General features: G+C 50.6%; 22 protein-coding genes and 2 pseudogenes. 3 read left to right on the top strand and 21 right to left on the bottom strand.

All coding sequences use genetic code 11. The annotated features are described in order from the left end of the window. Positions 1–22: 22 nt before the first annotated feature. The gene (locus tag VFA_RS00670; RefSeq protein WP_004723939.1) at positions 23–625 is read right to left on the bottom strand and encodes a YitT family protein; all 603 of its coding nucleotides are present in this window, start codon (positions 623–625) and stop codon (positions 23–25) included. 342 nt (positions 626–967) lie between these two features. On the opposite strand from VFA_RS00670, the gene glyA reads away from it, so the two are divergent. Beyond that, positions 968–2,218 carry a serine hydroxymethyltransferase gene (glyA, locus tag VFA_RS00665; protein WP_004723937.1) on the top strand — a complete coding sequence of 417 codons (1,251 nt, stop codon included), beginning with the start codon at positions 968–970 and terminating at the stop codon, positions 2,216–2,218. A gap of 84 nt (positions 2,219–2,302) precedes the next feature. Here glyA and VFA_RS00660 read toward each other — a convergent pair whose 3' ends face one another. The 13 genes and pseudogenes from VFA_RS00660 to leuS form a co-directional block, all read right to left on the bottom strand. Further along, positions 2,303–2,629, bottom strand: a complete 327-nt coding sequence (locus tag VFA_RS00660) for a hypothetical protein (RefSeq protein WP_004723935.1) — start codon at positions 2,627–2,629, stop codon at positions 2,303–2,305. 259 nt (positions 2,630–2,888) lie between these two features. Then, positions 2,889–3,854, bottom strand: a complete 966-nt coding sequence (gene lipA / locus VFA_RS00655; protein WP_004723933.1) for a lipoyl synthase — start codon at positions 3,852–3,854, stop codon at positions 2,889–2,891. 3 nt (positions 3,855–3,857) lie between these two features. Next, on the bottom strand, positions 3,858–4,514 hold the full coding sequence (gene lipB / locus VFA_RS00650) for a lipoyl(octanoyl) transferase LipB (protein ID WP_038150591.1): 657 nt from the start codon (positions 4,512–4,514) through the stop codon (positions 3,858–3,860). 195 nt (positions 4,515–4,709) lie between these two features. Further along, entirely contained in the window at positions 4,710–4,988 is a 279-nt protein-coding gene (gene ybeD, locus VFA_RS00645; RefSeq protein WP_004723930.1) for a DUF493 family protein YbeD, read from the bottom strand. Between the two features lie 120 nt (positions 4,989–5,108). Then, positions 5,109–6,285, bottom strand: a pseudogene (locus VFA_RS00640) (serine hydrolase). Between the two features lie 97 nt (positions 6,286–6,382). Continuing rightward, on the bottom strand, positions 6,383–7,171 hold the full coding sequence (locus tag VFA_RS00635) for a septal ring lytic transglycosylase RlpA family protein (protein ID WP_004723927.1): 789 nt from the start codon (positions 7,169–7,171) through the stop codon (positions 6,383–6,385). Between the two features lie 3 nt (positions 7,172–7,174). Next, complete coding sequence (rodA, locus tag VFA_RS00630) at positions 7,175–8,296, bottom strand: rod shape-determining protein RodA (RefSeq protein WP_004723924.1); 1,122 nt, start codon at positions 8,294–8,296, stop codon at positions 7,175–7,177. After that, entirely contained in the window at positions 8,296–10,179 is a 1,884-nt protein-coding gene (gene mrdA, locus VFA_RS00625) for a penicillin-binding protein 2 (protein ID WP_004723923.1), read from the bottom strand. Before mrdA ends, rodA begins: the two co-directional genes overlap by 1 nt. Positions 10,180–10,185: 6 nt before the next feature. After that, entirely contained in the window at positions 10,186–10,656 is a 471-nt protein-coding gene (gene rlmH / locus VFA_RS00620) for a 23S rRNA (pseudouridine(1915)-N(3))-methyltransferase RlmH (protein WP_004723921.1), read from the bottom strand. Between the two features lie 2 nt (positions 10,657–10,658). After that, positions 10,659–10,976: a ribosome silencing factor gene (gene rsfS, locus VFA_RS00615; protein ID WP_004723920.1), complete on the bottom strand. Its 318-nt coding sequence runs from the start codon at positions 10,974–10,976 to the stop codon at positions 10,659–10,661. A 66-nt stretch (positions 10,977–11,042) separates the two neighbouring features. Beyond that, positions 11,043–12,068: a DNA polymerase III subunit delta gene (gene holA, locus VFA_RS00610; RefSeq protein WP_004723918.1), complete on the bottom strand. Its 1,026-nt coding sequence runs from the start codon at positions 12,066–12,068 to the stop codon at positions 11,043–11,045. Between the two features lie 8 nt (positions 12,069–12,076). Continuing rightward, positions 12,077–12,700, bottom strand: coding sequence for an LPS-assembly lipoprotein LptE (locus VFA_RS00605; protein ID WP_004723917.1), 624 nt, complete (start codon positions 12,698–12,700; stop codon positions 12,077–12,079). A gap of 109 nt (positions 12,701–12,809) precedes the next feature. Further along, positions 12,810–15,386 (bottom strand): leucine--tRNA ligase, encoded by a 2,577-nt coding sequence (leuS, locus tag VFA_RS00600; RefSeq protein WP_004723915.1) that lies wholly within the window; start codon positions 15,384–15,386, stop codon positions 12,810–12,812. Positions 15,387–15,507: 121 nt separating this feature from the next. On the opposite strand from leuS, the gene VFA_RS00595 reads away from it, so the two are divergent. Then, positions 15,508–15,978, top strand: coding sequence for a zinc ribbon-containing protein (locus tag VFA_RS00595; RefSeq protein WP_004723914.1), 471 nt, complete (start codon positions 15,508–15,510; stop codon positions 15,976–15,978). A 66-nt stretch (positions 15,979–16,044) separates the two neighbouring features. Here the strand turns inward: VFA_RS00595 and lnt are convergent, their stop codons facing one another. The 5 genes from lnt to miaB form a co-directional block, all read right to left on the bottom strand. Then, a complete protein-coding gene (gene lnt / locus VFA_RS00590) occupies positions 16,045–17,580 on the bottom strand; it encodes an apolipoprotein N-acyltransferase (RefSeq protein ID WP_004723911.1) in 1,536 nt (511 codons plus the stop codon). A 44-nt stretch (positions 17,581–17,624) separates the two neighbouring features. Then, positions 17,625–18,500, bottom strand: coding sequence for a CNNM family magnesium/cobalt transport protein CorC (corC, locus tag VFA_RS00585; protein WP_004723910.1), 876 nt, complete (start codon positions 18,498–18,500; stop codon positions 17,625–17,627). A gap of 73 nt (positions 18,501–18,573) precedes the next feature. After that, positions 18,574–19,038, bottom strand: coding sequence for an rRNA maturation RNase YbeY (gene ybeY / locus VFA_RS00580; protein WP_004723908.1), 465 nt, complete (start codon positions 19,036–19,038; stop codon positions 18,574–18,576). Then, entirely contained in the window at positions 19,035–20,147 is a 1,113-nt protein-coding gene (locus tag VFA_RS00575) for a PhoH family protein (RefSeq protein ID WP_004723905.1), read from the bottom strand. The genes ybeY and VFA_RS00575 overlap by 4 nt, the downstream gene beginning before the upstream one ends. A 67-nt stretch (positions 20,148–20,214) precedes the next feature. Beyond that, positions 20,215–21,639, bottom strand: a complete 1,425-nt coding sequence (miaB, locus tag VFA_RS00570) for a tRNA (N6-isopentenyl adenosine(37)-C2)-methylthiotransferase MiaB (RefSeq protein WP_004723902.1) — start codon at positions 21,637–21,639, stop codon at positions 20,215–20,217. A 296-nt stretch (positions 21,640–21,935) separates the two neighbouring features. On the opposite strand from miaB, the gene VFA_RS00565 reads away from it, so the two are divergent. Next, a complete protein-coding gene (locus tag VFA_RS00565; RefSeq protein ID WP_038150608.1) occupies positions 21,936–23,087 on the top strand; it encodes a 2-octaprenyl-3-methyl-6-methoxy-1,4-benzoquinol hydroxylase in 1,152 nt (383 codons plus the stop codon). Between the two features lie 68 nt (positions 23,088–23,155). Here VFA_RS00565 and crr read toward each other — a convergent pair. Next, positions 23,156–23,665: pseudogene (crr, locus tag VFA_RS00560) on the bottom strand (PTS glucose transporter subunit IIA). Positions 23,666–23,773: 108 nt separating this feature from the next. Beyond that, a partial coding sequence (ptsP, locus tag VFA_RS00555) for a phosphoenolpyruvate--protein phosphotransferase (RefSeq protein ID WP_038150589.1) occupies positions 23,774–24,582 on the bottom strand: 809 nt, incomplete at its 5' end.

The following is a 24,582-nucleotide window of genomic DNA, read 5'->3' as shown; positions in this document are numbered from 1 at the left end:
TTTTTTGTGCCTTTTACGCGGCTCAGCGATGATAGGTGACGGTATAGCGGGTGGGTTTATGGTTCATCGCCAATACCAGATTGAGCGCGATGGCCCCAAAAATCGACAGCAGAATCGTCCACGGGGATACAAAGAAGAACGACACCAACAGGATCAAGCAATCGATGGCCATTTGGCTTTTGCCCACGGAGAGGCCGAATTTGTCCTGAATGAACAGACACAATACGTTGAAACCGCCCAAACTGGAGCGATGGCGGAATAGGATCAGCATCCCCAATCCCATCAACAGACCTCCGGCCAACGCGCAATACACGTCATTGACGTTGTCAAAAGTGATGAACATCGCCAGATGATCGGTAAACAGCGAGACTAAAGCGCCGGAAATTGCACTGTTGATCGCGAAATGATGCCCAAAGCGTTTCCACGCCAATAAATAGAACGGGCAGTTGGCAATAAAATAGAGCCAACCAAAAGACCAAGGCAGAAAATGAGTCATCAGCAGCGCGAGGCCCGCTGTACCGCCCGTCAGTAATTGACCGGCCTGAAGAAAGAAGACGCCTTGTGCGACCAAGAAGGTTCCGGTCAGGATCGCAATCCAGTCCTCTTTGCGTGTGTGTTTTTCCATCAATCAATATTTTAAAGGCTGAGAATGGCGCGCATAGTAATGAAAAGCGGACATTTTCGGTAGCTCGCGAGGCGAATTTGAGGTAAACCTATGTAATTGCCGCTTTACAGGGTGTAAAGCATCAAATTGACACCAAGATGAGGTCGGATCAGCCTGAACCCTTCGGGATGAAATACTTCGTCAGTCACTATGAAAAAACTGCATGATATTTTCTTCAATTTGGGCTTTATGATAAAGATCAAATTATGTAGAATGCGCGCCAAAGAGGTGACGAAAACGTTTGCGTTGGGTCATTGTGTGGTTTTTTGCTAATTTCAGATAAATCTGAGTCAGGAGATACAGATGCTAAAGCGTGATATGAACATCGCTGATTACGATGCGGAGCTATTCGCAGCAATCCAAGAAGAAACTCTTCGCCAAGAGGAACACATTGAGCTTATCGCTTCAGAAAACTACACCAGCCCACGTGTGATGGAAGCGCAAGGCTCTCAGCTGACCAACAAATACGCTGAAGGTTACCCAGGCAAGCGTTACTACGGCGGCTGTGAGTACGTCGACAAAGCTGAATCTCTGGCAATCGACCGTGCGTGCCAACTGTTTGGTTGTGAATACGCAAACGTACAGCCACACTCTGGTTCTCAAGCCAACAGCGCTGTGTACATGGCACTGCTGAATCCTGGCGATACGGTTCTGGGTATGAGCCTGGCACACGGTGGTCACCTGACGCACGGTTCACCAGTGAACTTCTCTGGTAAACACTACAATGTGATTCCTTACGGCATCGATGAAGCGGGCCAAATCAACTACGACGAAATGGAAGCGCTGGCACTTGAGCACAAACCAAAGATGATCATCGGTGGTTTCTCAGCATACTCGCAAATTGTTGATTGGAAACGCATGCGTGAAATCGCAGACAAAGTAGACGCGTACCTGTTCGTTGACATGGCGCACGTTGCGGGCCTGATCGCTGCGGGTGTTTACCCAACGCCAATCCCACACGCACACGTTGTTACGACAACCACGCACAAAACGTTGGCCGGTCCACGCGGTGGCCTGATCCTGTCGAACGCTGGCGAAGAGATGTACAAAAAGCTGAACTCAGCTGTGTTCCCTGGCGGCCAAGGTGGTCCTCTGATGCACGTGATCGCGGGTAAAGCGGTGGCGTTCAAAGAAGCGATGGAACCTGAATTCAAAGCGTACCAAGAGCGCGTGGTGAAGAACGCCAAAGCGATGGTGGCTCAGTTCCAAGAACGCGGCTACAAAATTGTTTCCAATGGTACTGAAAACCACCTGTTCCTGGTTGACCTGATCGACAAAGACATCACCGGTAAAGAAGCAGATGCCGCGCTGGGTGCTGCGAACATTACCGTGAATAAAAACTCTGTACCGAACGATCCACGTAGCCCATTCGTGACGTCTGGTATTCGTGTCGGTACTCCTGCGATCACGCGTCGTGGTTTCACTGAAGACGATGCGAAAACGCTGGCGAACTGGATGTGTGACGTTCTGGACAACATCAATGACCAAGCGGTGATTGATGCAACTAAACAGAAAGTTCTGGATATCTGTAAACGTCTGCCAGTGTACGCATAAGCGTTCTCTCATGACGAAAAAGGCCTGCATAGATTGCAGGCCTTTTTAATGGATGACCGTTTATAAGAATGCCATCAAATCTGATTATTTAGCGATACTGAGCAAAGTGCCTGATTTGCATTTAAACAGGTAGTAGCTGTTGCTCTCACTGAATTTGCCCAATCCTTCACCGTCACAGTAATCGATGTTGATATCGCGCATGGTTTGCAGTGTGCTTTCACTTTGCAGGGCGAATTTCGACCCGTCGGCGCACACGATGCGGACTTTGCCATCGTCGCTGACCGAGTAAATGTTCACTTCGGTGTTGCACAGTTCAAAAGAGGCTTCGCGGAAATTATCCTGTTTGGTGTTCGATGCACAACCTGACGCGATCGCCACTGCCATCATGGCCAGTAGGCTCAGTTTTTTCATTCGAGTGATCCTTATGATGCGGGAGCATATGACCGCGCTACCTGTTCAAGCAAATTGTTCGTTCAAGCAAATAGTTCGGAAATAGATAGCGGAAAGTTTAGACTATTTTGCCTAGCAAGCTCAAGCCTATCGGCGTCGTAATTGCATCACGTTGCGTATTTCTGACAGAGCGACACCCGATATGACCGAGTCCTTTCGTTTTGGCAGGGTACATAAAAACAAAGCCGGCACTGGGCCGGCTTTGTCGTGTTGGGCGTGATTACTTCACTTCCATCCCTTTGGCTTGCAAATCGGCATGGTAAGACGAACGCACAAAAGGGCCACAAGCGGCGTGAGTGAAGCCGAGTTCCAGCGCGATGTCTTTCAGTTCATCGAATTCTGAAGGTGGCACGTAGCGCTCAACGGGCAAGTGGTGACGGCTTGGTGCCAAGTATTGACCCAGCGTCAGCATGGTTACGCCATGCGCGCGTAGATCTTTCAACACTTCCACAATCTCTTCTTTGGTTTCACCCAAGCCCATCATCAGGCCTGACTTGGTGGGAACATTTGGGTGCATCTCTTTAAATTTTTGTAGCAGTTCCAGTGACCATTTGTAGTTCGCACCCGGGCGAGCTTTGCGGTACAAGCGCGGCGCTGTTTCCAAGTTGTGGTTAAATACGTCTGGCGGGTTGTCTTTGAGCAGATCCAGCGCCACGTCCATACGACCACGGAAATCTGGCACCAAGGTTTCGATGCGAATCTCTGGGTTCAGGGCACGAATTTCGCGGTTACAGTCGGCGAAGTGCTGCGCACCACCATCACGCAGGTCATCACGGTCAACCGAGGTGATCACCACGTATTTCAGTTTCATGTCTTTGATGGTTTGCGCCAGTTTTTGTGGCTCTTGGGCATCGGGTGTCAGTGGGCGACCATGGGCAACGTCACAGAATGGGCAGCGGCGGGTACAGATGGCACCCAGAATCATAAAGGTTGCAGTGCCGTGGTTGAAACATTCGGCTAGGTTCGGGCAAGACGCCTCCTCACACACGGAGTGCAGGTTGTTTTTACGCATTGCCGATTTGATATCTTGAATGCGTTGGCTGTCTGCTGGCAGTTTGATTTTCATCCATTCCGGCTTACGCAGCACTTGTTTCTGTTCTGCTGGCATATTTTTTACAGGAATTAATGCCATTTTATCGGCGTCACGGTATTTCACGCCTTTTTCCATTTGGATCGGTTTGCTCATGCTCTATTTACCTATGACAGGTGCTTCTGTGCTGAATTCTACTTCCTCGTAACCAAACAGGCTGACGAGTTCTTTTATGAGTTGTTGCTCGACATCTTCTATACGTGCCGGGCCGCCTAAATCGCTCACTTGTACCATCTCCATCCCTTGATAACCGCATGGGTTGATGCGCAGGAATGGGGAGAGATCCATGTTGACGTTGAGCGCTAAACCATGGAATGAGCAGCCTTTGCGAATTCGCAGGCCGAGTGAGCAGATTTTCTTGCCTTCGACATAAACGCCAGGCGCGTCCGGGCGTGCGGCAGCGTCGATATTGTAAGCGTTTAGCGTGTTAATTACGAGGTTCTCAATATCCGTGACAAGCTCGCGAACGCCGAGTTTTTTGCGGCGCAGATTAATCAGAAAGTAGGCCACGATCTGACCTGGACCATGATAGGTGACTTGCCCGCCCCGGTCACTTTGTACCACCGGAATGTCGCCCGTATTGAGAAGGTGCTCCGCTTTACCGGCCTGACCCTGAGTAAATACGGGATTATGTTCCACAAGCCACACTTCATCGCGTGTGGTGTCATCACGCTGGTCGGTAAAGTCGTGCATGGCTTGCCAAACAGGATGGTAATCCTGTCGACCTAATCGTCTGACAACAAGCTGGTTATCCATCATCAAAGTCCGTCAGTGATATATAAAGTGTTTGGATTATAAACGTCTTGAGCTATTTGAACTACTCATGGCGGTTAACTTTTTGTCCTTAAGTTTTGTGCCACTACTTTAACTTTTTGATAAATAAACAAAAAGCAGCACAAGGCTGCTTTCAAAAAATTTTGAATAAATCAAATATTTGTAGATAAACGAGACTTACAGCACCATGCGAACGATTTCGATATCGCCGAGCTCTTTGTAAAGGACTTCGACCTGGTCAATCGACGTTGCAGTAATGGTGATGGATACCGAGTGGTAGTTCCCTTTGCCACTGGGTTTCACGCGTGGGCTGTAGTCACCTGGAGCATGGCGCTGAATCACTTCCAACACAAGCTCTGGCAATTCCGGTTTCGCGTGGCCCATCACTTTGTAAGTGAACGAGCACGGGAACTCAAGCAGGTCTTTCAATTTTGCATCAGAGTTGATGGTTAACATATTGGAAACTCCAAGTTGGGCATTCGATCAAACGGTGACGAATAGTACAGTCAATCGAATGGGATCTCAAGTGAACAAAAAAGCCGCACAAGGCGGCTTTTTTTACTGATCGGATAGGGATCAGAATAAGCCTTTGAACAGTAGAACAATGTAGTCCCACAGACGGCTGAACATGCTGCCTTCTTCAACATCCTCTAATGCCATCAGCGGGTATTGAGCCACATCTTCGCCGTTCAGCTGGTAATACAGTTTACCAACCACATCACCTTTCTTAATTGGGGCTTTTAGCTCTTTTTCAAGGACAAAGCTTGCGGTTAGATCTTTGGCTTGGCCCGCGAGGCAGTGTCACGTAAGTGTCTTCGTCTACACCCAGAGCAACTGTTGACTTGTCGCCCATCCAGATTTTCTCATCAACGAAGGTTTCACCTGCTTTGTGTGGCGCCACGGTTTCAAAGAAACGGAAGCCGTAACTCAGCAGTTTTTTGCTTTCTGATTTACGCGCGTTCATGTCTTTGGTGCCCATCACAACCGCGATCAGACGCATCTTCCCTTCAGTGGCAGAGCTCACCAAGCTGTAACCAGCATTGCTGGTGTGACCGGTTTTGATGCCGTCCACGTTCATGCTTTTATCCCACAGCAGGCCGTTACGGTTGTATTGCGTAATGCCGTTGTAGGTGAATTTTTGTTGTGAGTAAATCTTATACTCGTCTGGCACGTCGCGGATCAGCGCTTGGCCCAGCAGTGCCATATCGTATGGCGTTGAGTACAAGTTCGGATCATCAAGCCCGTGGACGTTTGCAAAATGCGTTTCTTGCATGCCCAGGGTATCGGCCCATGCGTTCATTAGATCAACAAAGGCGTCTTCAGAACCGGCAATGTGTTCAGCCATGGCCACACACGCGTCGTTACCGGATTGGACGATGATGCCTTGGTTCAGGTCACGCACTTTCACCGTGGTGCCCACTTCGATGAACATTTTTGAAGAATCTGGGAAGTTCTTCGCCCATGCGTTGCGGCTGATGGTCACGTCGTCATCGTTCGTGATGTTGCCGCGCTTCAGCTCTTGACCGATGACATAGCTGGTCATCATTTTGGTCAAGCTGGCTGGCGACAGTTTGGTGTGCATTTCTTTCTCGGCAAGAACTTTGCCTGAATGGTAGTCAATCAGTACAAAACCTTTCGCAGCGATCTGTGGCGCATCTGGAATTACGACAGGAGAAGCGAGGGCCGCGGTTGAGAAAGTAGCGGAAAGCGTAATGGAAGACGCTAAAACAGAATTTAGGATGCTTTTTTTCATGATGAATGCGAATAGTGTATTTAATTGTCCAATATCTTAACAGAAACGACTTCTCAAACCAGACCCGAATGCTTGGCTGGTCGGGTTTGAGTGGTCATCATTGCGTGACGGGGTGCTTTTTTATAAAAGCGGTGTCATATCCCATCGCTTTCACCTTTTCCAAGGTGTCCTGCGTCAGGGTGTAATCACTGAATGGCCCTAGAAAGAGCCGGTGACTACGGTTAACACTCTCAACAAAACTTTGCACCGATAAGCTTTGACCAAGGTTTTGCGCTAAAGTTCGAACTCTTTCTTCATGTTGCGAAGATGCCACCTGAATGATGTATTGAGGCGCGCCGGCTTTAGGCTTGACGTTGGTCGGTTGTGTGACCTGAATGGCTTCGATTTCAACGTTGGCCGTTCCGGTCTGAACGACGCCCAGTTTATACGCCGCTGCATAACTTAAATCAATGATGCGTCCATCATGGAATGGCCCGCGGTCGTTGACGCGAACCACGGTTGATTTGCCATTATCCAAGTTGGTGACTTTGACGTAAGACGGCAGCGGCAATGTTTTGTGAGCGGCGGTCATCGAGTACATGTCGTAGATTTCGCCGTTAGACGTCAGATGGCCATGAAACTTCTTGCCATACCAAGACGCTTGACCACGCTCTTTGAAATCCGTGGTGTTTTTGACGATTTGGTAATTCTGGCCGCGTAACGTGTAATCTTTGTTTCCACCCAAACTATAAGGTTCGTACTGCGGATGCGCATCTTCAATGTGTTCGACCGAAATCGGAGCCTTCGGCGCCACGTCATCTTTGATGTCATAGCGACCGGAAGACGAACTACACCCGGCCAGAATGGCAACGGTGCATACGCTGAATAGGAGCGTGGATTGCTTCATGAATTAGTTTGCCTTTGAAAACGCTTTTCTATGGGTGTGGATAGACATCAGAATGCCAAACCCGGCCATGAGGGTAACCATAGACGTACCGCCATAACTGATCAATGGAAGTGGCACACCCACTACCGGCAAAATACCGCTCACCATCCCAATGTTAACAAACACGTAAACAAAGAAACTCAGCACGATACTGCCCGCCATCATGCGGCCAAATGCAGTTTGTGCGTTGCTGGCGAGGTACAAGCCCCGGCCAATGATAAACAGATACACTGCCAGCAGTGCAAGAATGCCTATCATGCCCCATTCTTCCGCGATGACTGCAAAGATAAAGTCAGTATGTCGCTCTGGAAGAAATTCTAGGTTGGATTGCGTGCCGTGTAACCACCCTTTGCCGGCGATACCGCCTGAACCAATGGCAATTTTACTCTGTATGATGTGATACCCGGCGCCCAAGGGATCCGATTCCGGATTGAACAGGGTGCGCACACGCGTTTTTTGGTATTCGTGCATCAGGAAATACCACAGCACCGGAATAAAGGCGCCAACCGCCATGGCGGCGGCGATAATAATCTTCCAACTGATGCCGGCCAAGAAAATCACGAAGATCCCTGAGGCGGCAATCAGAATGGAGGTACCGAGGTCAGGCTGCTTGGCAATCAAAATAGTCGGGACGAACACCATCACCAAAGAAATAACCAAGGTTTGGAAGCTCGGCGGCAGTGGGCGCTTACCAATGTAGCGCGCCACCATCAGCGGTACCGCCAGTTTCAACAGTTCCGATGGCTGAAAACGGACAAAGCCCAAGTTCAACCAGCGCTGCGCGCCTTTTGAGATTTCACCAAACAGCAGCACGCCCAGCAAAAGCGCGACACCGACGAAAAATAGGGCGGGCGCCAAGCGCTCATAAGTGCGTGGTGGCAACTGCGCCAAGCCAATCATGACCGCGAGCGCCAAAACCATGCGCATCGCTTGGCGATCCATCATCGCTAAACTTTGGCCACTGGCGCTGTACATCACCACCAGACCAAAGCCCATCACAACCAATAAACCAAGCAGCAGCGGCAGGTCGATGTGTAAACGTTCAAAGAACGCCCGGTTCTGACCGGTAGAGGGATCCATTTTCATTATTTGTCAGCCTCTTTTTTGCCCAGAATGACGCGGTCAAAGATTTGTCTAACCACTGGCGCGCCGTTGCTCGACCCACCACCGGCGTTTTCCAGCACGATGGTGACAATCGCTTGCGGATCATCCACCGGTGCAAACCCGGTAAACAGCGCGTGGTCACGTAGGTGTTCCGCCAGTTCTTCGGCGTTGTATTCCTGTCCTTCAGCCAAGCCAAACACCTGCGCTGTACCGGATTTACCGGCGCTTTTGTATTGCAGCCCTTGGAATGCGCGTCGCGCGGTGCCGCGTTTACCATGGTTCACCAGATACATCCCTTCGATCGCCATGTCCCAGTACTTGTCGGGCACGCCTGTGATCGGCGGGTACGTTACGTATTCGGTCTCTTTTTGGGTGGAGAATTCTTCACCGTTGTTAATGGTAGAGCGCAACAAGTGCGGCGCAATCACTTGGCCGTGATGCACCAGAACCGATGTTGCCTTGGCAAGCTGCATTGGTGTGGCCGTCCAGTACCCTTGGCCGATACCGACCGGAATGGTATCGCCCTGATACCAAGGGGTGCGGTGACGCGCCATTTTCCAGTCGCGGGTTGGCATGTTGGCTTTGCTCTCTTCCGAAATATCAATGCCGGTGTAATCTCCAAAGCCAAACTTCATCATCCATTCAGACAAGCGGTCGATGCCCATGTCATAAGCGATTTGATAGAAGAAGGTATCCACCGATTCTTCCAGCGCTTTGATGATGTCGACTCGGCCATGGCCCCAACGCAACCAGTCGCGGAATGGGCGGGTTTTGGAATTTGGAATGCGCCAGTAGCCCGGATCGTTACGCGTGGTGTTGGGCGTAATGACGCCTTCTTCCAGTGCGGAGACCGCAATAAATGGTTTTACCGTTGAACCCGGAGGGTAAATACCCAGCGTGGTCCGGTTAACCAGTGGGCGATCTTTGTCGTTGAGCAGTGCATTGTAATCTTTGCCAGAAATACCGTGCACAAAGGCATTGGGATCGTAGCTTGGGCTCGATACCATCGCCAGTACGCCGTTATCTTTTGGATCGAGCACCACCGCCGAACCTCGGCGACCATTGAGTAGGTTGTGCACGTACAGCTGCAGGTTGATGTCGAGGTTGAGCACGATGTCTTTGCCCGGAGTGGGCGGCACGTATTTCAGCGTACGGATCACGCGCCCGCGGCTGTTGACTTCCACTTCTTGGTAGCCAGCTTCACCGTGCAATAAATCTTCGTAGTAGCGTTCGATACCCAGTTTGCCGATGTCGCGTGTGGCTTGGTAATTGGCTTCTTTGCCTTCACGCACCAAGCGTTCGATATCGCGGTCATTGATGCGCGACACGTAGCCGATCACGTGGGTCAACACCTCGCCATATGGGTAGTAGCGCTTGAGGTTGGCAGTGACCGAGACGCCGGGAAACTTGTGTTGCTGGACCGAGAACTTGGCGACGTCTTCTTCATTCAACTGCGTGAGAATCGGCACAGAATTGAAGCGACGGGTTTGGCGGCGTTCTTTATCAAAGGCAGCAATTTGCTCTGGCGTGATGGTTAAAATTTGTTGTAAACGGGCGATGGTCTCGTCCATGTTTTTAACTTTTTCTGGTGTGATTTCTAAGTTAAAAACCGGGCGGTTTTCGGCCAGAAGAATCCCGTTTCGATCATAGATGAGGCCGCGATTGGGCGCGATAGGGACGACTTTAATTCGGTTGTCGTTTGAACGGGTTTTGTAGTCTTGATACTGGTTCACCTGAATGTTGTACAGGTTGGCGAGCAGAATGCCCATCATCAAAACAATGGCGATAAAAGACACCACAGCGCGGTTACGGAATAACCGCGCTTCAGCCAAGTAGTCTCGAATGGGGCTACGCTTACGTAACATCAGGGTCTATTCTCGGTGATAAGGGTGATTGGCTGTAATGCTCCACGCTCGGTACAGGCTCTCTGCCATCACGACGCGCACCAACGGATGAGGCAGTGTCAGTGGTGACAGCGACCAGCTCTGTTCCGCGGCCGCTTTACAAGCCGGTGCCAGACCTTCCGGTCCGCCAATCAAAATGGACACATCACGTGCATCCATTTTCCAGCTTTCCAGCTGTTCGGCAAGCTGTTCGGTATCCCAACGTTTGCCAGGAATATCGAGCGTCACAATTCGGTTGCCTTTGGGCACGGCAGCCAGCATGGCTTCGCCTTCTTTTTGCAGAATTCTTGCAATGTCGGCATTTTTACCGCGTTTGCCGGCCGAAATTTCAATCAGCTCCAGTGGCATATCATGTGGAAAGCGGCGACGGTATTCCTGAAACCCTTCTTCCACCCACTTTGGCATTTTCGTGCCGACGGCAATCAGTTGAATCTTCACGCTTAGCCCCAGAGTTTTTCCAGCTGGTACATCGCGCGATGTTCTTCCTGCATCACATGCAGCATGGTGGTGCCGAGATCGACCACAACCCATTCACCTTCGTTTTCGCCATTCATGCCCAGTGGATCCACACCGGCTTTTTTCGCTTCACTCGCGACATGATCGGCAATCGATGAAACGTGTCGCTTGGACGTGCCAGTACAGATGATCATGTAATCGGTGACGCTGGATTTACCTTGAACGTCTAGGGTGACGATGTCTACCGCTTTCATGTCGTCGGCTTTGTCTGCAAGAAAGTCTTTTAATTCTTCGCGTTGCAAGGGGATGTCCTCTGAGATATCTAATATAAAAATGATTGGGTCAAAGCGCGGCAGTATATCACGCTTTTAGGCTGGCAACGGTAAGTTTGCCTGTGCCACACAACATTCGAGGCTTAACTGCTGCAGCAATGGCCAAGGCGATTGCTCATACTGAGTTTTTGCCACAATTTCACTTTGAGCAAGCAATTGCACTAAGTGGTGTAAGCGCTGAATGGACAGGCGTTGTAACGCCGCGGAATAGAGTGGGCGTTTGTTCTGCCAGACGCGGTGTTTTTCAAAGATGGCGCCCAGCGGCTGATGATTCATTGCCACGCGCATATGTAGCAGTTGCACCAGCTCTTTTTGCGCGGTGCGCATCAGAATGATCGGTTCCACATCCTCGGCAGCCAGTTGACGTAAAATGCGTTGCGCGCGATTGGCTTTGCCTTCGAGTAGGGCATCGACCCAATGAAATGGCGTGTAGTGGTTGTTGCGACTCAGCGACTCTTCCAGTCGAATCAACGTCAGTTGACCGTCGGGATAAAGCAGAGCGAGCTTTTCTAAGCTCTGGGCGAGGGCAAACAGGTTACCTTCATGCCACTGTGCCAGCATTTGAATCGCTTCGGCATCAGGGGAGAGCCCCAGCGCGCGGCAACGGGCGGCGACAAATTGTGGCAGGCGACTGATGTCGGGGGTTAAGCAGTTGACCAGACACCCTTCAGCCATCAGGGCTTTAAACCATGCGGAGTTTTCTTGCGCTTTGGTGAGTTTGGCGCCAACGATCAGCAGCAAAATGTCCGGATTGAGGGTTTGCGCGAGCTTGGTCAGTTCTTTGCCGATGGCGGCATTGATGCCCGCTTCTGGAATTTCCAGCTCGATCACTTGGCGGCTGGAAAACAGGCTCATGGACTGGCAGCAATCATAGACCTCATGCCAATCGAGGCTGGCATCCACATTGAAATGGTGTTTTTCTTCAAAGCCCTGTTCACGCGCTTTGCGCTCAATGGCGCTGCGCGATTCTTGGATCAGCAGGGGCTCATTACCAAACACCAGGTAAACGGGCTGCAGCGCTCGGTTGAGCGCTTCGACCAGTTTGTCAGCATAGAGTCTCATCGCAAGGCCTACTGCGTCTCGATGCTGTTGGAGGAAGGTGCAACGCGCTCTTCAATGGTGTCTATTTTGTAGCCAGATTTCGTGTTGTTTGGCTGAAGAGCGTCGGCACTGTCCATGGTTCCTTCTTGAATGGAGGCTTTTAGACGGGCCATTTGACGAATGATTTGGCTTGCAGCCAGTTTGCGCATTTCGTCTTCAATCATGTCGCGTTCCACGGATTTTGCCAGTGCTGTCAGTGGGTTGTCCAAGTAACTGCGCGTCACGCTGGTGGAGAAGGTTTTATCGCCCAATTCGGGAATGGTCACTCGGTAAGACGCGCGGAATGTCAGTTCTTTTTCTGCGGCGCGCGCATTTTGATACAACGACAGGGTGCGTTCGCTGATGCTTTCGCTTACCAGATGCAGGTTGGGTACATTTTCCGCAGGTTCAACCAATTTGATTTCGTTGAGGCGCAGTTGGCCTTTCACAAAACGGGTGAAGCTGCTGTATTGGTCGTAACTGGTGAGCGACATGGTGCTCAACTCTTCCGGGATATCATAATCACCACGGAGATGGAAACCGCAGGCACTAAGTAGGGTGGCGGTCAGGATAACCAGTGATAATTGCAACGTGGAAGGCAGTGTCAAACGCATGGGGCTCTGTTCTCATGAATTGGGTTTACTTATCTCAGTTCACCACAGCGATAAACTGAGATAAGTAAACAGGGCGCAAGGCCCTGTTTACTGACCGTAAAATACGGAATTAGTTCGCCACGATGTTCAGCAGTTTTCCTGGAACATAGATGACTTTGCGGATGGTGAGACCATTGGTGAATTTCAGCACGTTTTCATCATTCAGACCCAGTGCTTCAACCTGTTCTTTGGTTGCGTCCGCTGCGACAGTCAGTTTGCCACGTAGCTTGCCGTTCACCTGAAGGACGATCAGTTTCTCGTCTTCAACCAGTGCGGCTTCATCAAACATTGGCCAGCTTGCGCTGTCGATGTTGGCTTGACCCAGCGCGTTCCACATTTCAAAACAGATGTGTGGCGCGATTGGGTAGAGCATCACGGTGATCGCTTTCAGGGCTTCGTCCAAAATCGCACGATCTTGCGCATCGTCCTGTGGTGCTTTGCCCAGTTTGTTCATCAGTTCCATCACAGCCGCGATCGCGGTGTTGAAGGTTTGACGACGAGCAATGTCATCGGTCACTTTCGCGATGGTTTTGTGAACGTCACGACGTAGCGCTTTTTGATCGCCTGTCAGTGCAGCAGTATCCACTGCGGTTGCTTCACCTTTTTCGGTATGTTCACGAACCAGTTTCCACACACGTTTCAGGAAGCGGTTTGCCCCTTCCACGCCAGACTCTTGCCATTCCAGCGTCATATCGGCTGGTGATGCAAACATCATGAACAGACGGACGGTGTCGGCACCGTATTTGTCGACCATCTCTTGCGGGTCGATCCCGTTGTTTTTCGACTTAGACATTTTGATCATGCCTGAGTGTTCAACGCTGCGACCGTGTGAATCAACCGCTGTGGTGATACGGCCTTTACCGTCACGCTCAACTTTCACTTCGGTCGGAGATACCCACTCTTTCCCGCCTTTGTCGTTGGTGTAGTAGAAGGCGTCAGCCAGAACCATACCTTGACACAGCAGTTGTTTGAACGGTTCGTCAGACGTCACATAACCGGCATCACGCAGCAATTTGTGGAAGAAGCGTGAGTAAAGCAGGTGCATACACGCGTGCTCGATACCGCCGATGTATTGGTCAACGGGCAGCCAGTAGTTGGCTTTTTCTGGGTCCAGAATGTCGTCTGCTTGTGGAGAACAGTAGCGTGCGTAGTACCAAGACGATTCCATGAAGGTATCGAAAGTATCGGTTTCACGCAGTGCTGGTTCGCCATTAAAGGTGGTTTCTGCCCACGCTTTATCGGCTTTGATTGGGCTGGTCACGCCATCCATGACCACATCTTCTGGCAGAATCACTGGCAGTTGGTCGGCGGGTACTGGGTGCACAACGCCGTCTTCTGTGGTCACCATTGGAATTGGTGCGCCCCAGTAACGTTGACGAGACACGCCCCAGTCACGTAGACGGAAGTTGACGGTTTTCACGCCTTTGCCTTCGGCTTCCAGTTTCGCTGCAATGGCATCGAAAGCGGCTTGGAATTCCAGACCGTCGAATTCACCTGAATCGAACAGGACGCCTTTTTCGGTGTATGCCGCTTCTGAGATATCCAGTTCGCTGCCATCAAGTGGTTTGATGACCGGAATGATGTCGAGGTTGTATTTGGTGGCAAATTCGAAGTCACGTTGGTCGTGCGCAGGAACGGCCATCACCGCACCCGTGCCGTAATCCATCAACACGAAGTTCGCGACAAAGATTGGCACTTCACGACCATTCAATGGATGAATCGCGGTCAGGCCAGTAGCCATGCCTTTTTTCTCCATGGTCGCCAGTTCGGCTTCTGCCACTTTGGTGTTTTTACACTCGTCGATGAAAGCGGCCAGCGCAGGGTTTGATTTCGCGGCTTCGGTTGCCAGAGGGTGGCCCGCTGCGATCCCCACGTAAGTCACACCCATCAGGGTATCTGGACGTGTGGTGTACACTTCCAAGTCTTGCGCGTGGTCTTTCACGGCAAATTTCAGTTCTACACCTTCAGAACGGCCAATCCAGTTGCGCTGCATGGTTTTGACCATCTCAGGCCAGCCGTCAAGGTTGTCGAGATCGTCGAGCAGTTCTTGTGCGTAAGCCGTGATCTTGATGAACCACTGCGGAATTTCTTTCTGCTCAACCGGCGTATCACAGCGCCAGCAGCAACCGTCTTCTACCTGTTCGTTGGCCAGAACGGTTTGGTCGTTCGGACACCAGTTCACAGAAGAGGTTTTCTTGTAAACCAGACCTTTCTCGTACAGTTTGGTGAAGAACTCTTGTTCCCAACGGTAGTATTCTGGACGGCAAGTTGCGAACTCACGATTCCAGTCGTAGCCAAAACCCAGCAGTTTCAGCTGGTTTTTCATGTATTCGATGTTTTCGTAAGTCCAAGGCGCCGGCGCGGTGTTATTTTTTACCGCGGCGTTTTCTGCCGGTAGACCGAATGCATCCCAGCCGATTGGCTGCATGACGTTTTTGCCTTGCAGACGCTGAAAGCGAGCAATCACATCACCGATGGTGTAGTTACGCACGTGACCCATGTGCAGTCGGCCGCTTGGGTACGGGAACATAGAAAGACAGTAGAATTTTTCTTTATTTGGGTCTTCACTTACAACGAAAGTCTTGTTGTTTTCCCAATGCTCTTGAACTTTTTGTTCAATGTCTTGCGGGTTGTATTGCTCTTGCATCGATATATCCGGTTATCTTGGAATTTGTGAGTTCAGTTTGAACAGATACTAATAGATCGTCATAGAATACCTAAAGCAAGGGAGCACAACAATAGCCAATCGGGTTTGAGAGAGGTGACTTATGCCAAAACAAAAAACGGGTTATGAAGCTTTACTCGAAGAGGTGGTCGAAACCCTCAAACAGAGTCCTGAAGAAGTGGACCATATTCTGGAAACATCGGGCAAGGTTGTGGCCGCTGCAAATGATCTGACCAAAGATGAACTGGCGCTGATTTCAGCTTACGTTAAATCGGATCTCAAAGAGTTTGCAGAGAGCTATGAAGAGGAAAAAAGCAGTCCGTTTTATGTGATGATTGCGAACTCCATTTGGCAAGGACTGCTGGAGATCACGGATAAAACCAAAGTGGAGTGGGTGGAGCTGTTTCAGGATCTGGAACATCAAGGCTTGTACAAAGCGGGCGATATGATTGGTCTTGGAACGCTGGTGTGTGAAAACTGCGGCCATCGAGTCGATTACAACCATGCGACCGAAATTGTGCCGTGCATTCGTTGTGGCAAGACTGCTTTTAGTCGTTTACCGTTGAAACCGTAGTCGAGGACCGGTTGAACAACCGCAAAAAAAGAGTCCCAAGGGACTCTTTTTTCATGAGTACCGCACTCATTCCGATGCGGATTGACTCGGGGGGCGACGCTGAATCACCAGCGCGGCAACCAAACCAAACAGCGTCCAGAGGTACAGCGGCCAGCTGCCCAATGCGTGATACGGCGTCTGACCTCGTGTTGGCACCATCTCGGCACGTAGTACGCCGGTTTCAAACTGCGGCAACTGCGCAATAATGTGGCCTTGGTAGTCGGTGACTGCCGTCAGGCCATTGTTGGTGGATCGAATCAGCGGTTTGCCCAACTCCAGCGCGCGCATTCGTGCGATTTCCATGTGTTGTAGCGGGCCAATCGAACGACCAAACCAAGCGTCATTTGACAAGGTGAGTAGAAAATCGGTCTCATCTGTGACGTTGGCGCGTACCTGTTCATTGAAGATGATTTCGTAGCACAGTGCTGGTGCCAATGCATGGCCGTTGGCCATGATGTTCGGCTGAACATAATCCCCTTCGCTGAACGAAGACATGGGCAAGTTAAAGAACGGAGCCAATGGGCGCAGAATGCTTTCAAACGGCACAAATTCGCCAAACGGCAGCAAATGGTGCTTGTGGAAACGTTGCGCTAAATCGTAGTGATAATCGCCGTTTGGTGTTTCGCCGAGCGCCAAGATACTGTTGAAGTAGCGTTTGTTGTCATCTTGATTGAGGATGCCGGTCAGCAACGCGCTGTGGTTCATGCGCGCAGCGGAATCGAGATTACGCAAAAAGGCCGGAATTTCAAATTCAAACGCTGGAATCGCCGCTTCGGGCCAGATGACGATATCGGCATCCCAGTTTTCACGCGTTAGATCGGTGTACTTCATGATGGTGGGCCAGCGTTGGCTGGGTAACCATTTAAGCGCTTGATCGATGTTGCCTTGAATCAAGGCCACCTTGGTGGTGCGCTGTGGCTGAGGGGTCACCCATTGCGCGGCATTCAGGCCGTATCCCACTGCAAACAGCACCGCGGGAATCACCAGCAACAGCACGCTTTTTTTCTGCCACGCCAGCGCCAAACTGCCTGCGCACAGTAGGACGACCAGCGTCAGCAGTTCTACGCCACCAAGTGGTGCGAAGTTAGCCAGTGGGCTGTCGATTTGGCTGTAGCCCAGCCATAGCCACGGAAAGCCCGTCATGACCCAGCCGCGCAGCCAATCGCAAATCAGCCACAGCACCGGTGCCGCCAGCAACAGTTTGCTACGGTTTGAGGTGGGGAAAAATCGATTGAGTGACCAAGCAAACAGGGCTGAGTAAATGGCCAGATAACCAACCAGCAGCGCCATCAAAAACAGGCTGGCAATCTTGGGCATGCCGCCAAAAGTGTCGATGCTGACGTGGACCCAACTGATGCCAACCCCAAACTGACCTAAGCCCCAGGCATACCCGATCCAAGCCGACCGCTTGGCGGATTGACCATGTAACAACAGGAGTAACAGGCATGGGCTGAGAATGGCCAGTGGCCAGATCTGATAGGGAGCAAACGCTAGGGTGTTCAGCGCGCCAACAAAAGCGGCCGCAAGCGGCCGCATGAGGCGATGATTGAAAATATTCGTCATCTGCAACTTTTCTGATGCTCTTACGGCGTAAGAGAGGATTCGAACTACTCTTCGGCGATCTCCGGAAGAGCTTCCATATCGGGAATGGTGACTTGAAGTTGAACCACTCGACGGTTGTCCGCGGCAGTGACTTTAAAATTGTAACGATCAATTTCAACCACTTCACCGCGTGCTGGTAAGTGACCAAATGCGGTCATCACCAATCCGCCCACCGTATCCACTTCTTCATCACTAAAGCGTGTGCCGAAGGTGTTGTTAAACTCTTCGATGGTGGTCAGCGCTTTCACCGCGTAGGTGTGTTTGCTGAGTTTACGGATGTCGAGTTGTTCTTCGTCGTCGAATTCATCTTCGATATCGCCAACGATTTCTTCCAGAATGTCTTCAATGGTCACCAGACCAGAGACACCCCCGAACTCATCTACGACAATCGCCATGTGATATCGTTCCTCACGGAACTCTTTTAACAGGCGATCGACGCGTTTGCTTTCCGGAACCACCACGGCTGGGCGGATCACTTCTTCAATATCGAACGGGGAGCTGTTGGAACCCAAGTATTTAAGTAAGTCCTTCGCAAGCAGAATGCCTTCGACATGGTCTTTGTCTTCGCTGATCACCGGGTAGCGTGAATGCTGAGCATCGGTAATCAGTGCAACCAGCGCGTCCAGATTATCTGTACGTTCGATGGTGACCATCTGAGAGCGCGGGATCATGATATCCCGGACGCGCATCTCAGCAATTTCCATGACCCCTTCCAGCATGTCGCGGGTGTCGTGGTCAATCAGGTCATTGACTTCAGAGTCGCGGATCACATCAACCAGCTCTTGGCGATCCTTGGGTTCTCCCTGAAATAACTGACCTAGGCGTTCAAAGAAGGACTTTCTACTCGGACCGTCAGAATTCTGCGAATTATCTTCGTTCATTGTTTCTCTATTCAATAACGCTATCAGATGTGTGATAGCTCACATGTCAGTTCACGGCACGGTGGTGCGTGAACTAGATTTTCTCCGCTAAATAGGGGTCTTCAAACCCCATCGTTTGCATGATTTCGGTTTCGAGGGACTCCATTTCTTCAGCTTCGTCATCCTCGATATGGTCATAACCTAGCAGATGAAGACTACCATGTACAACCATATGCGCCCAGTGTGCTAGCAGCGGCTTATTTTGTTCAACGGCTTCTCGCTCAACCACTTGACGGCAAATTACCAAGTCGCCCAGCAGGTCCATCTCGATGCCCGGAGGCGCTTCAAACGGGAAAGACAGCACGTTGGTTGACTTGTCTTTGCCGCGATATTCGAGATTGAGTTGATGACTTTCTGGTTCATCAACAATGCGAATAGTCACTTCTGCCTGAGGCTGAAAAGGCACGATGGCCGTTTGCAGCCAAGTGGCAAATTGTTCGCGTGTTGGCAGACCGTCTTCGCTGGCGGCCGCCAGTTGTAAATCGAGTTCAATACTCATGATTCACCCGATTCCTCTAAGGCATTCGTTTGTGGTGCTGTGAATACGGCTTTTTGCATTTCAAGCAGTTTGGATTCGCGTTCTTCACGGCGACGCTTCTCGTACTCTTTGCGCTCTTTCTGGTCTTGTGCTTCCCATTTTTCGTACGCATTGACGATACGGGCAACCACAGGGTGGCGCACAACGTCGTCGGCTTGGAAGAAGTTGAAGCTGATTTCATCCACGTCGCTCAGCACTTCAATGGCATGACGCAGGCCTGATTTCGCGCCGCGTGGCAAGTCAATCTGAGTGACGTCACCCGTAATCACGGCACGCGAGTTAAAGCCAATACGCGTCAGGAACATTTTCATCTGTTCGACGGTGGTGTTTTGGCTTTCGTCGAGAATGATGAAAGCATCGTTTAACGTACGACCACGCATGTATGCCAGCGGAGCCACTTCAATCACGTTGCGCTCAATCAGTTTTTCCACACGTTCAAAACCGAGCATTTCAAACAGCGCGTCGTACAACGGGCGCAAGTAAGGGTCCACTTTCTGGCTCAGGTCTCCGGGCAGGAAGCCCAGTTTTTCACCGGCTTCGACCGCAGGACGAGTCAGCAGAATGCGGCGAATTTCTTGACGCTCCAATGCATCAACAGCTGCGGCAACGGCGAGATACGTTTTACCGGTCCCCGCAGGGCCAATTCCAAAGGTGATGTCGTGCGTCACCATGTTCACCAGGTATTGTGCTTGGTTCGGTGTCCGCGGTTTGATCACGCCTTTTTTGGTTTTGACGAATACTTCTTTGCCATGTGCGATGGCTGATTCGGTGTTCTGCTCCAGCACGCCCGTTTCTTTGATCGCCAAATGAATTTGATCGGGTTCAATATCCGGGATTTGACCGCGCACGGGCGCCGTATCGACGTACAGAGTTTTGATGATCTCAAGCGCAGCGGCGGCAGTATGGGCTTTGCCGACGATGGTAAAATAGTTGCTGCGATGGTTGATTTCAACGCCTAAACGACGTTCTAAATGCTTGATGTTGTCATCGAATGGGCCGCACAGACTGGCTAGACGGCGGTTATCTGAAGGTTCGAGATTGATCTCTAAAGTAACGATTTTATTGCTCAAATTAGCCTCTCAGTGTGTCATCCAGATGCCCGATTTCGACCGGGCATCCATGACAGTTTATACGAGCTTATGGAGTAAAAGTAGCGACTCCCAGCTCATCTTCGCGTCGCGTTTTGGCCATCATTTCCGTTGGGGAAGTGACCACACGTAGGTTCATCTCTTGTTCTGTTCGTACGAGTTCACCACGCAAAGAGTTCGGGAATACATCAACAATGTTCACATCGACGAACTGACCGATGAGTTCGGCCGGTCCTTCAAAGTTTACTACACGGTTGTTTTCTGTACGACCACGAAGTTCCATCAGGTTTTTCTTCGAAGGGCCTTCCACCAAAATACGTTGCTCGGTCCCCATCATCAAGCGCGAGAAACGCATCGCTTGAGCGTTGATTTGCTGTTGCAGTTCGTACAGGCGCTCTTTCTTGGTTTCCTCGGTCAGATCACATGGGTAATCAGCCGCCGGTGTTCCCGGGCGAGGAGAGAAGATAAAGCTAAAGCTCATGTCGAAATCCACATCGCGGATCAGTTTCATGGTGTCTTGGAAGTCTTTATCCGACTCGCCAGGGAAGCCAACGATGAAGTCAGAGCTGATCTGAATGTCTGGGCGCGCTTTACGCAGCTTACGGATGATCGACTTGTACTCGATGCCTGTGTGCGGGCGCTTCATCATGGTCAGAATGCGGTCACTGCCGCTTTGAACTGGCAAGTGCAGGAAGCTCACCAATTCTGGTGTGTCTTCGTACACGGCGATGATGTCGTCAGTGAACTCCAGCGGGTGGCTGGTGGTAAAGCGAATGCGGTCGATGCCATCGATTGAGGCCACGAGGCGCAACAATTCTGCAAATGAGCAGATGGTGCCATCGTGCATTGGACCACGGTAAGCGTTCACGTTTTGACCCAGCAGGTTGACTTCACGGACGCCTTGTTCAGCCAGTTGTGCAATTTCAAACAGCACGTCATCCATTGGACGGCTGACTTCTTCACCACGTGTGTATGGCACGACGCAGTATGTGCAGTATTTTGAACAGCCTTCCATAATGGAGACAAAGGCTGTTGGACCTTCTGCGCGTGGTTCCGGCAGACGGTCGAATTTTTCGATTTCCGGGAAAGAAATATCCATCACCGGCGCATCGTCAGATTGTGACTGTTTAATCATTTCTGGCAGACGGTGTAGCGTCTGTGGGCCAAAGATGACGTCGACAAAAGGGGCACGATCACGAATGTGGTCACCTTCTTGAGTGGCCACACAGCCGCCTACGCCGATCACCACGCCTGGCTTTTTGTCTTTCAGTGTTTTCCAACGGCCAAGCTGGTGGAAGACTTTTTCTTGCGCTTTTTCGCGAATCGAACAGGTGTTCAGTAGTAGTACGTCTGCTTCCTCTGGCTCTTCAGTCAGCTCATAGCCGTTTGTAGCGTTAAGCAGGTCGGCCATTTTTGATGAATCGTATTCGTTCATCTGGCAGCCCCAGGTTTTGATTAGCAGTTTTTTACTCATGTTGTTCGCTCGATCGTTAGTTTAAATTAAGGGAGCAAATCGCCCAATGTTTCCAGAATGTCATCGGAAATGGGTTTCTGATGACTAAATTTTAGCCGCCCTCACGGCGGTAAGCGGCGTATTGTACTGCTTTCACTTATCAGTGACCAGTGATCGCACTAAATCTCTTGTACCCATTGTGGCTTCTGGATTTTTACCCTGCTTGGGCCAAGGTTTTTCAACAAAATCGTTCGCAAAAAAAGTCCCGCTACGTACAATAACTTGCGTGTAACTCAGCCAAAACAGAAGTAGTAATGATGAATGATTTTGACATCGTGGTGATTGGTGGCGGCATGGTCGGTGCTGCGGCCGCGATTGGATTTGCTAAACAAGGTCGCCGAGTGGCCGTGGTCGAAGGTTATGAGCCTCAGCCCTATGACCCATCACAACCGATGGATGTGCGTATTTCCGCCATCTCTCAAACGTCGGTGGATTTGTTGACCTCATTGGGCGCTTGGGATGCAATTGTCGCCAAGCGTGTCTGTCCGTATCGTGGTTTGGAAACGTGGGAGCACCCGGAGTGTCGCACACGATTTTCCAGTGAATCGCTGGGGTTGGCGCAATTGGGTTACATGGTGGAAAACCGCTTGATCCAACTGGGGTTGTGGGAACAGTTTGCGAATTACCCCAATGTGACACTGTTTTGTCCCGATACGCTCAAAGACATCACGTTGGGTGAAACCCATGCGGTGACGTTGCAATCGGGCGTGGTTTTGCATTGCGAATGGATTATTGGCGCCGATGGCGCGAATTCACGCGTGCGCGATGTGGCTGGTATTGGCGTCACGGCGTGGGATTATCGTCAGCATTGTATGCTGATTAACGTTGAGACCGAAAAGCCACAACAAGATGTCACTTGGCAGCAGTTCTTTCCTTCGGGTCCGCGTTCTTTCTTGCCGTTGAGCGGCCATCAGGCATCGCTGGTGTGGTATGACGCGCCGCAGCGTATCAAACAGTTGAGCCAAATGAATTCGGTGCAACTCAAACACGAGATTGTCACGCACTTTCCCGCAGAGCTGGGCGATGTCACCGTGCTGCAGCATGGCGCTTTTCCGCTCACACGCCGTCACGCGCAACGTTATGTGCAACATCGCTGTGTTTTGGTTGGCGATTCTGCGCACACCATTAATCCGCTGGCAGGGCAGGGCGTTAACTTGGGGTTCAAAGATGTGGCCGCTTTGTTGGATGTAACGCAAGGGCAAGACGCGCTGACTCTGGCGCAATTCCAACGCTACGAGCGCCGTCGACGTCCGGACAATCTGTTGATGCAAACGGGGATGGATGTTTTCTATAAAGCGTTTAGCAATGATATGGCACCTTTGAAACTGGTGCGTAATGCAGCATTGAAACTTGCTGAACATGCGGGCCCTGTGAAAGAGCAGGTGCTGCGCTATGCGTTGGGACTATAGTTTGGCGCATCGAACACAAACAAAAAACGCTGCGATATCGCAGCGTTTTTTTATGAATGCAGACTAAATTATTTAGTTACACGCAGAACTGGAGTTTCACCCACTGTCACAGAACCAGACAGTTTGTTCAGCTCTTTGATTTCGTCCATGTTAGAAATAACAACAGGAGTCAGAGTTGATTTCGCTTTCTCTTCCAGCAGAGCCAGATCGAATTCAATGATAGTGTCGCCCACTTTCACTGATTGACCTTCTTCAGCGATACGTTTGAAGCCTTCGCCTTTCAGTTCAACGGTGTCGATACCGAAGTGAACAAAAAGCTCAACGCCATCGTCAGATTCGATTGAGAACGCGTGGTTCGTTTCGAAGATCTGGACGGGCCCGCCGGCGAGCTCGGGATATCACTCAGCATAATCAGGTTTGATTGCGATACCATCACCAACGATTTTCTCAGCAAACACGACATCTGGCACGTCTTCGATGTTTACAATTTCACCGGAAAGTGGTGCGATGATTTCAATTGCACCCGCGTCAGCGCTGTCGTCAGAGACTAGCTTCTTAAGTTTGTCAAACAGACCCATTGTGTCATGCTCCTAACGTTTAGATTTATTCTGTCGAAGTATAGTATACCAATCAAAAACAATAGACGACTACTTTTAGTCGTCTATGTCATTGGTATTCACAGATTATTAAGCTTTTGCTGCGATGAATTTTTCAACGCAAGCTTCAATTTCTGCTGCCGTCGGTAGAGAAAGTGCTTCTTCTGCCATCGCTTTCACTTCAGCGAAGTTAGAGTTACGGATGACTTTCTTCACTTTAGGGATAGAGATGCCGCTCATTGAGAACTCATCTAGGCCCATACCCAACAGGAGAAGGGTTGCGCGCTCATCACCTGCGAGTTCGCCACACATCCCTGTCCATTTGCCTTCTGCGTGTGACGCATCAATCACTTGTTTGATAACCGTCAGCACTGCTGGAGACAGTGGGTTGTACAGGTGCGAAATCATTTCGTTACCGCGGTCGACTGCCAGTGTGTACTGAGTCAGGTCGTTCGTACCGATGGAGAAGAATGACACTTCTTTCGCAAGGTGGTGAGCGATTGCAGCTGCTGCTGGCGTTTCAACCATCACACCGATTTCGATGTTTTCGTCGAATGCCAGACCTTCTGAACGCAGTTCTGCTTTGTACTCTTCGATGGCTGCTTTCAGCGCACGAATTTCTTCAACAGAGATGATCATTGGGAACATGATACGCAGTTTGCCGTGTGCTGATGCACGTAGGATACCACGTAGCTGATCACGTAGAATTTCACGACGATCCAAGCTGATACGTACAGCACGCCAGCCTAGGAACGGGTTCATTTCTTTTGGTAGATCCATGTATGGCAGATCTTTGTCGCCGCCGATATCCATAGTACGGATAATCACTGCTTGATCCGCCATGGCTTCTGCGACTTCTTTGTACGCTTGGTACTGTTCTTCTTCAGTCGGTAGCGCGT

Origin of the sequence: Vibrio furnissii CIP 102972, assembly GCF_000176175.1 — a bacterium.
Classification (GTDB): Bacteria; Pseudomonadota; Gammaproteobacteria; order Enterobacterales; family Vibrionaceae; genus Vibrio; species Vibrio furnissii.
The sequence above is the reverse complement of the archived record's forward strand: the minus strand, read 5'-3'. Positions and strand labels throughout refer to the sequence as shown.

What these genes read in the sequence shown, in the direction of transcription:
- VFA_RS00670 (WP_004723939.1), bottom strand. Translation starts at nt 625, where the DNA reads ATGGAAAAACACACACGCAAAGAGGACTGGATTGCGATCCTGACCGGA.
- glyA (WP_004723937.1), top strand. Translation starts at nt 968, where the DNA reads ATGCTAAAGCGTGATATGAACATCGCTGATTACGATGCGGAGCTATTC.
- VFA_RS00660 (WP_004723935.1), bottom strand. Translation starts at nt 2,629, where the DNA reads ATGAAAAAACTGAGCCTACTGGCCATGATGGCAGTGGCGATCGCGTCA.
- lipA (WP_004723933.1), bottom strand. Translation starts at nt 3,854, where the DNA reads ATGAGCAAACCGATCCAAATGGAAAAAGGCGTGAAATACCGTGACGCC.
- lipB (WP_038150591.1), bottom strand. Translation starts at nt 4,514, where the DNA reads ATGGATAACCAGCTTGTTGTCAGACGATTAGGTCGACAGGATTACCAT.
- ybeD (WP_004723930.1), bottom strand. Translation starts at nt 4,988, where the DNA reads ATGTTAACCATCAACTCTGATGCAAAATTGAAAGACCTGCTTGAGTTC.
- VFA_RS00635 (WP_004723927.1), bottom strand. Translation starts at nt 7,171, where the DNA reads ATGAAGCAATCCACGCTCCTATTCAGCGTATGCACCGTTGCCATTCTG.
- rodA (WP_004723924.1), bottom strand. Translation starts at nt 8,296, where the DNA reads ATGAAAATGGATCCCTCTACCGGTCAGAACCGGGCGTTCTTTGAACGT.
- mrdA (WP_004723923.1), bottom strand. Translation starts at nt 10,179, where the DNA reads ATGTTACGTAAGCGTAGCCCCATTCGAGACTACTTGGCTGAAGCGCGG.
- holA (WP_004723918.1), bottom strand. Translation starts at nt 12,068, where the DNA reads ATGAGACTCTATGCTGACAAACTGGTCGAAGCGCTCAACCGAGCGCTG.
- VFA_RS00605 (WP_004723917.1), bottom strand. Translation starts at nt 12,700, where the DNA reads ATGCGTTTGACACTGCCTTCCACGTTGCAATTATCACTGGTTATCCTG.
- leuS (WP_004723915.1), bottom strand. Translation starts at nt 15,386, where the DNA reads ATGCAAGAGCAATACAACCCGCAAGACATTGAACAAAAAGTTCAAGAG.
- VFA_RS00595 (WP_004723914.1), top strand. Translation starts at nt 15,508, where the DNA reads ATGCCAAAACAAAAAACGGGTTATGAAGCTTTACTCGAAGAGGTGGTC.
- lnt (WP_004723911.1), bottom strand. Translation starts at nt 17,580, where the DNA reads ATGACGAATATTTTCAATCATCGCCTCATGCGGCCGCTTGCGGCCGCT.
- corC (WP_004723910.1), bottom strand. Translation starts at nt 18,500, where the DNA reads ATGAACGAAGATAATTCGCAGAATTCTGACGGTCCGAGTAGAAAGTCC.
- ybeY (WP_004723908.1), bottom strand. Translation starts at nt 19,038, where the DNA reads ATGAGTATTGAACTCGATTTACAACTGGCGGCCGCCAGCGAAGACGGT.
- miaB (WP_004723902.1), bottom strand. Translation starts at nt 21,639, where the DNA reads ATGAGTAAAAAACTGCTAATCAAAACCTGGGGCTGCCAGATGAACGAA.
- VFA_RS00565 (WP_038150608.1), top strand. Translation starts at nt 21,936, where the DNA reads ATGAATGATTTTGACATCGTGGTGATTGGTGGCGGCATGGTCGGTGCT.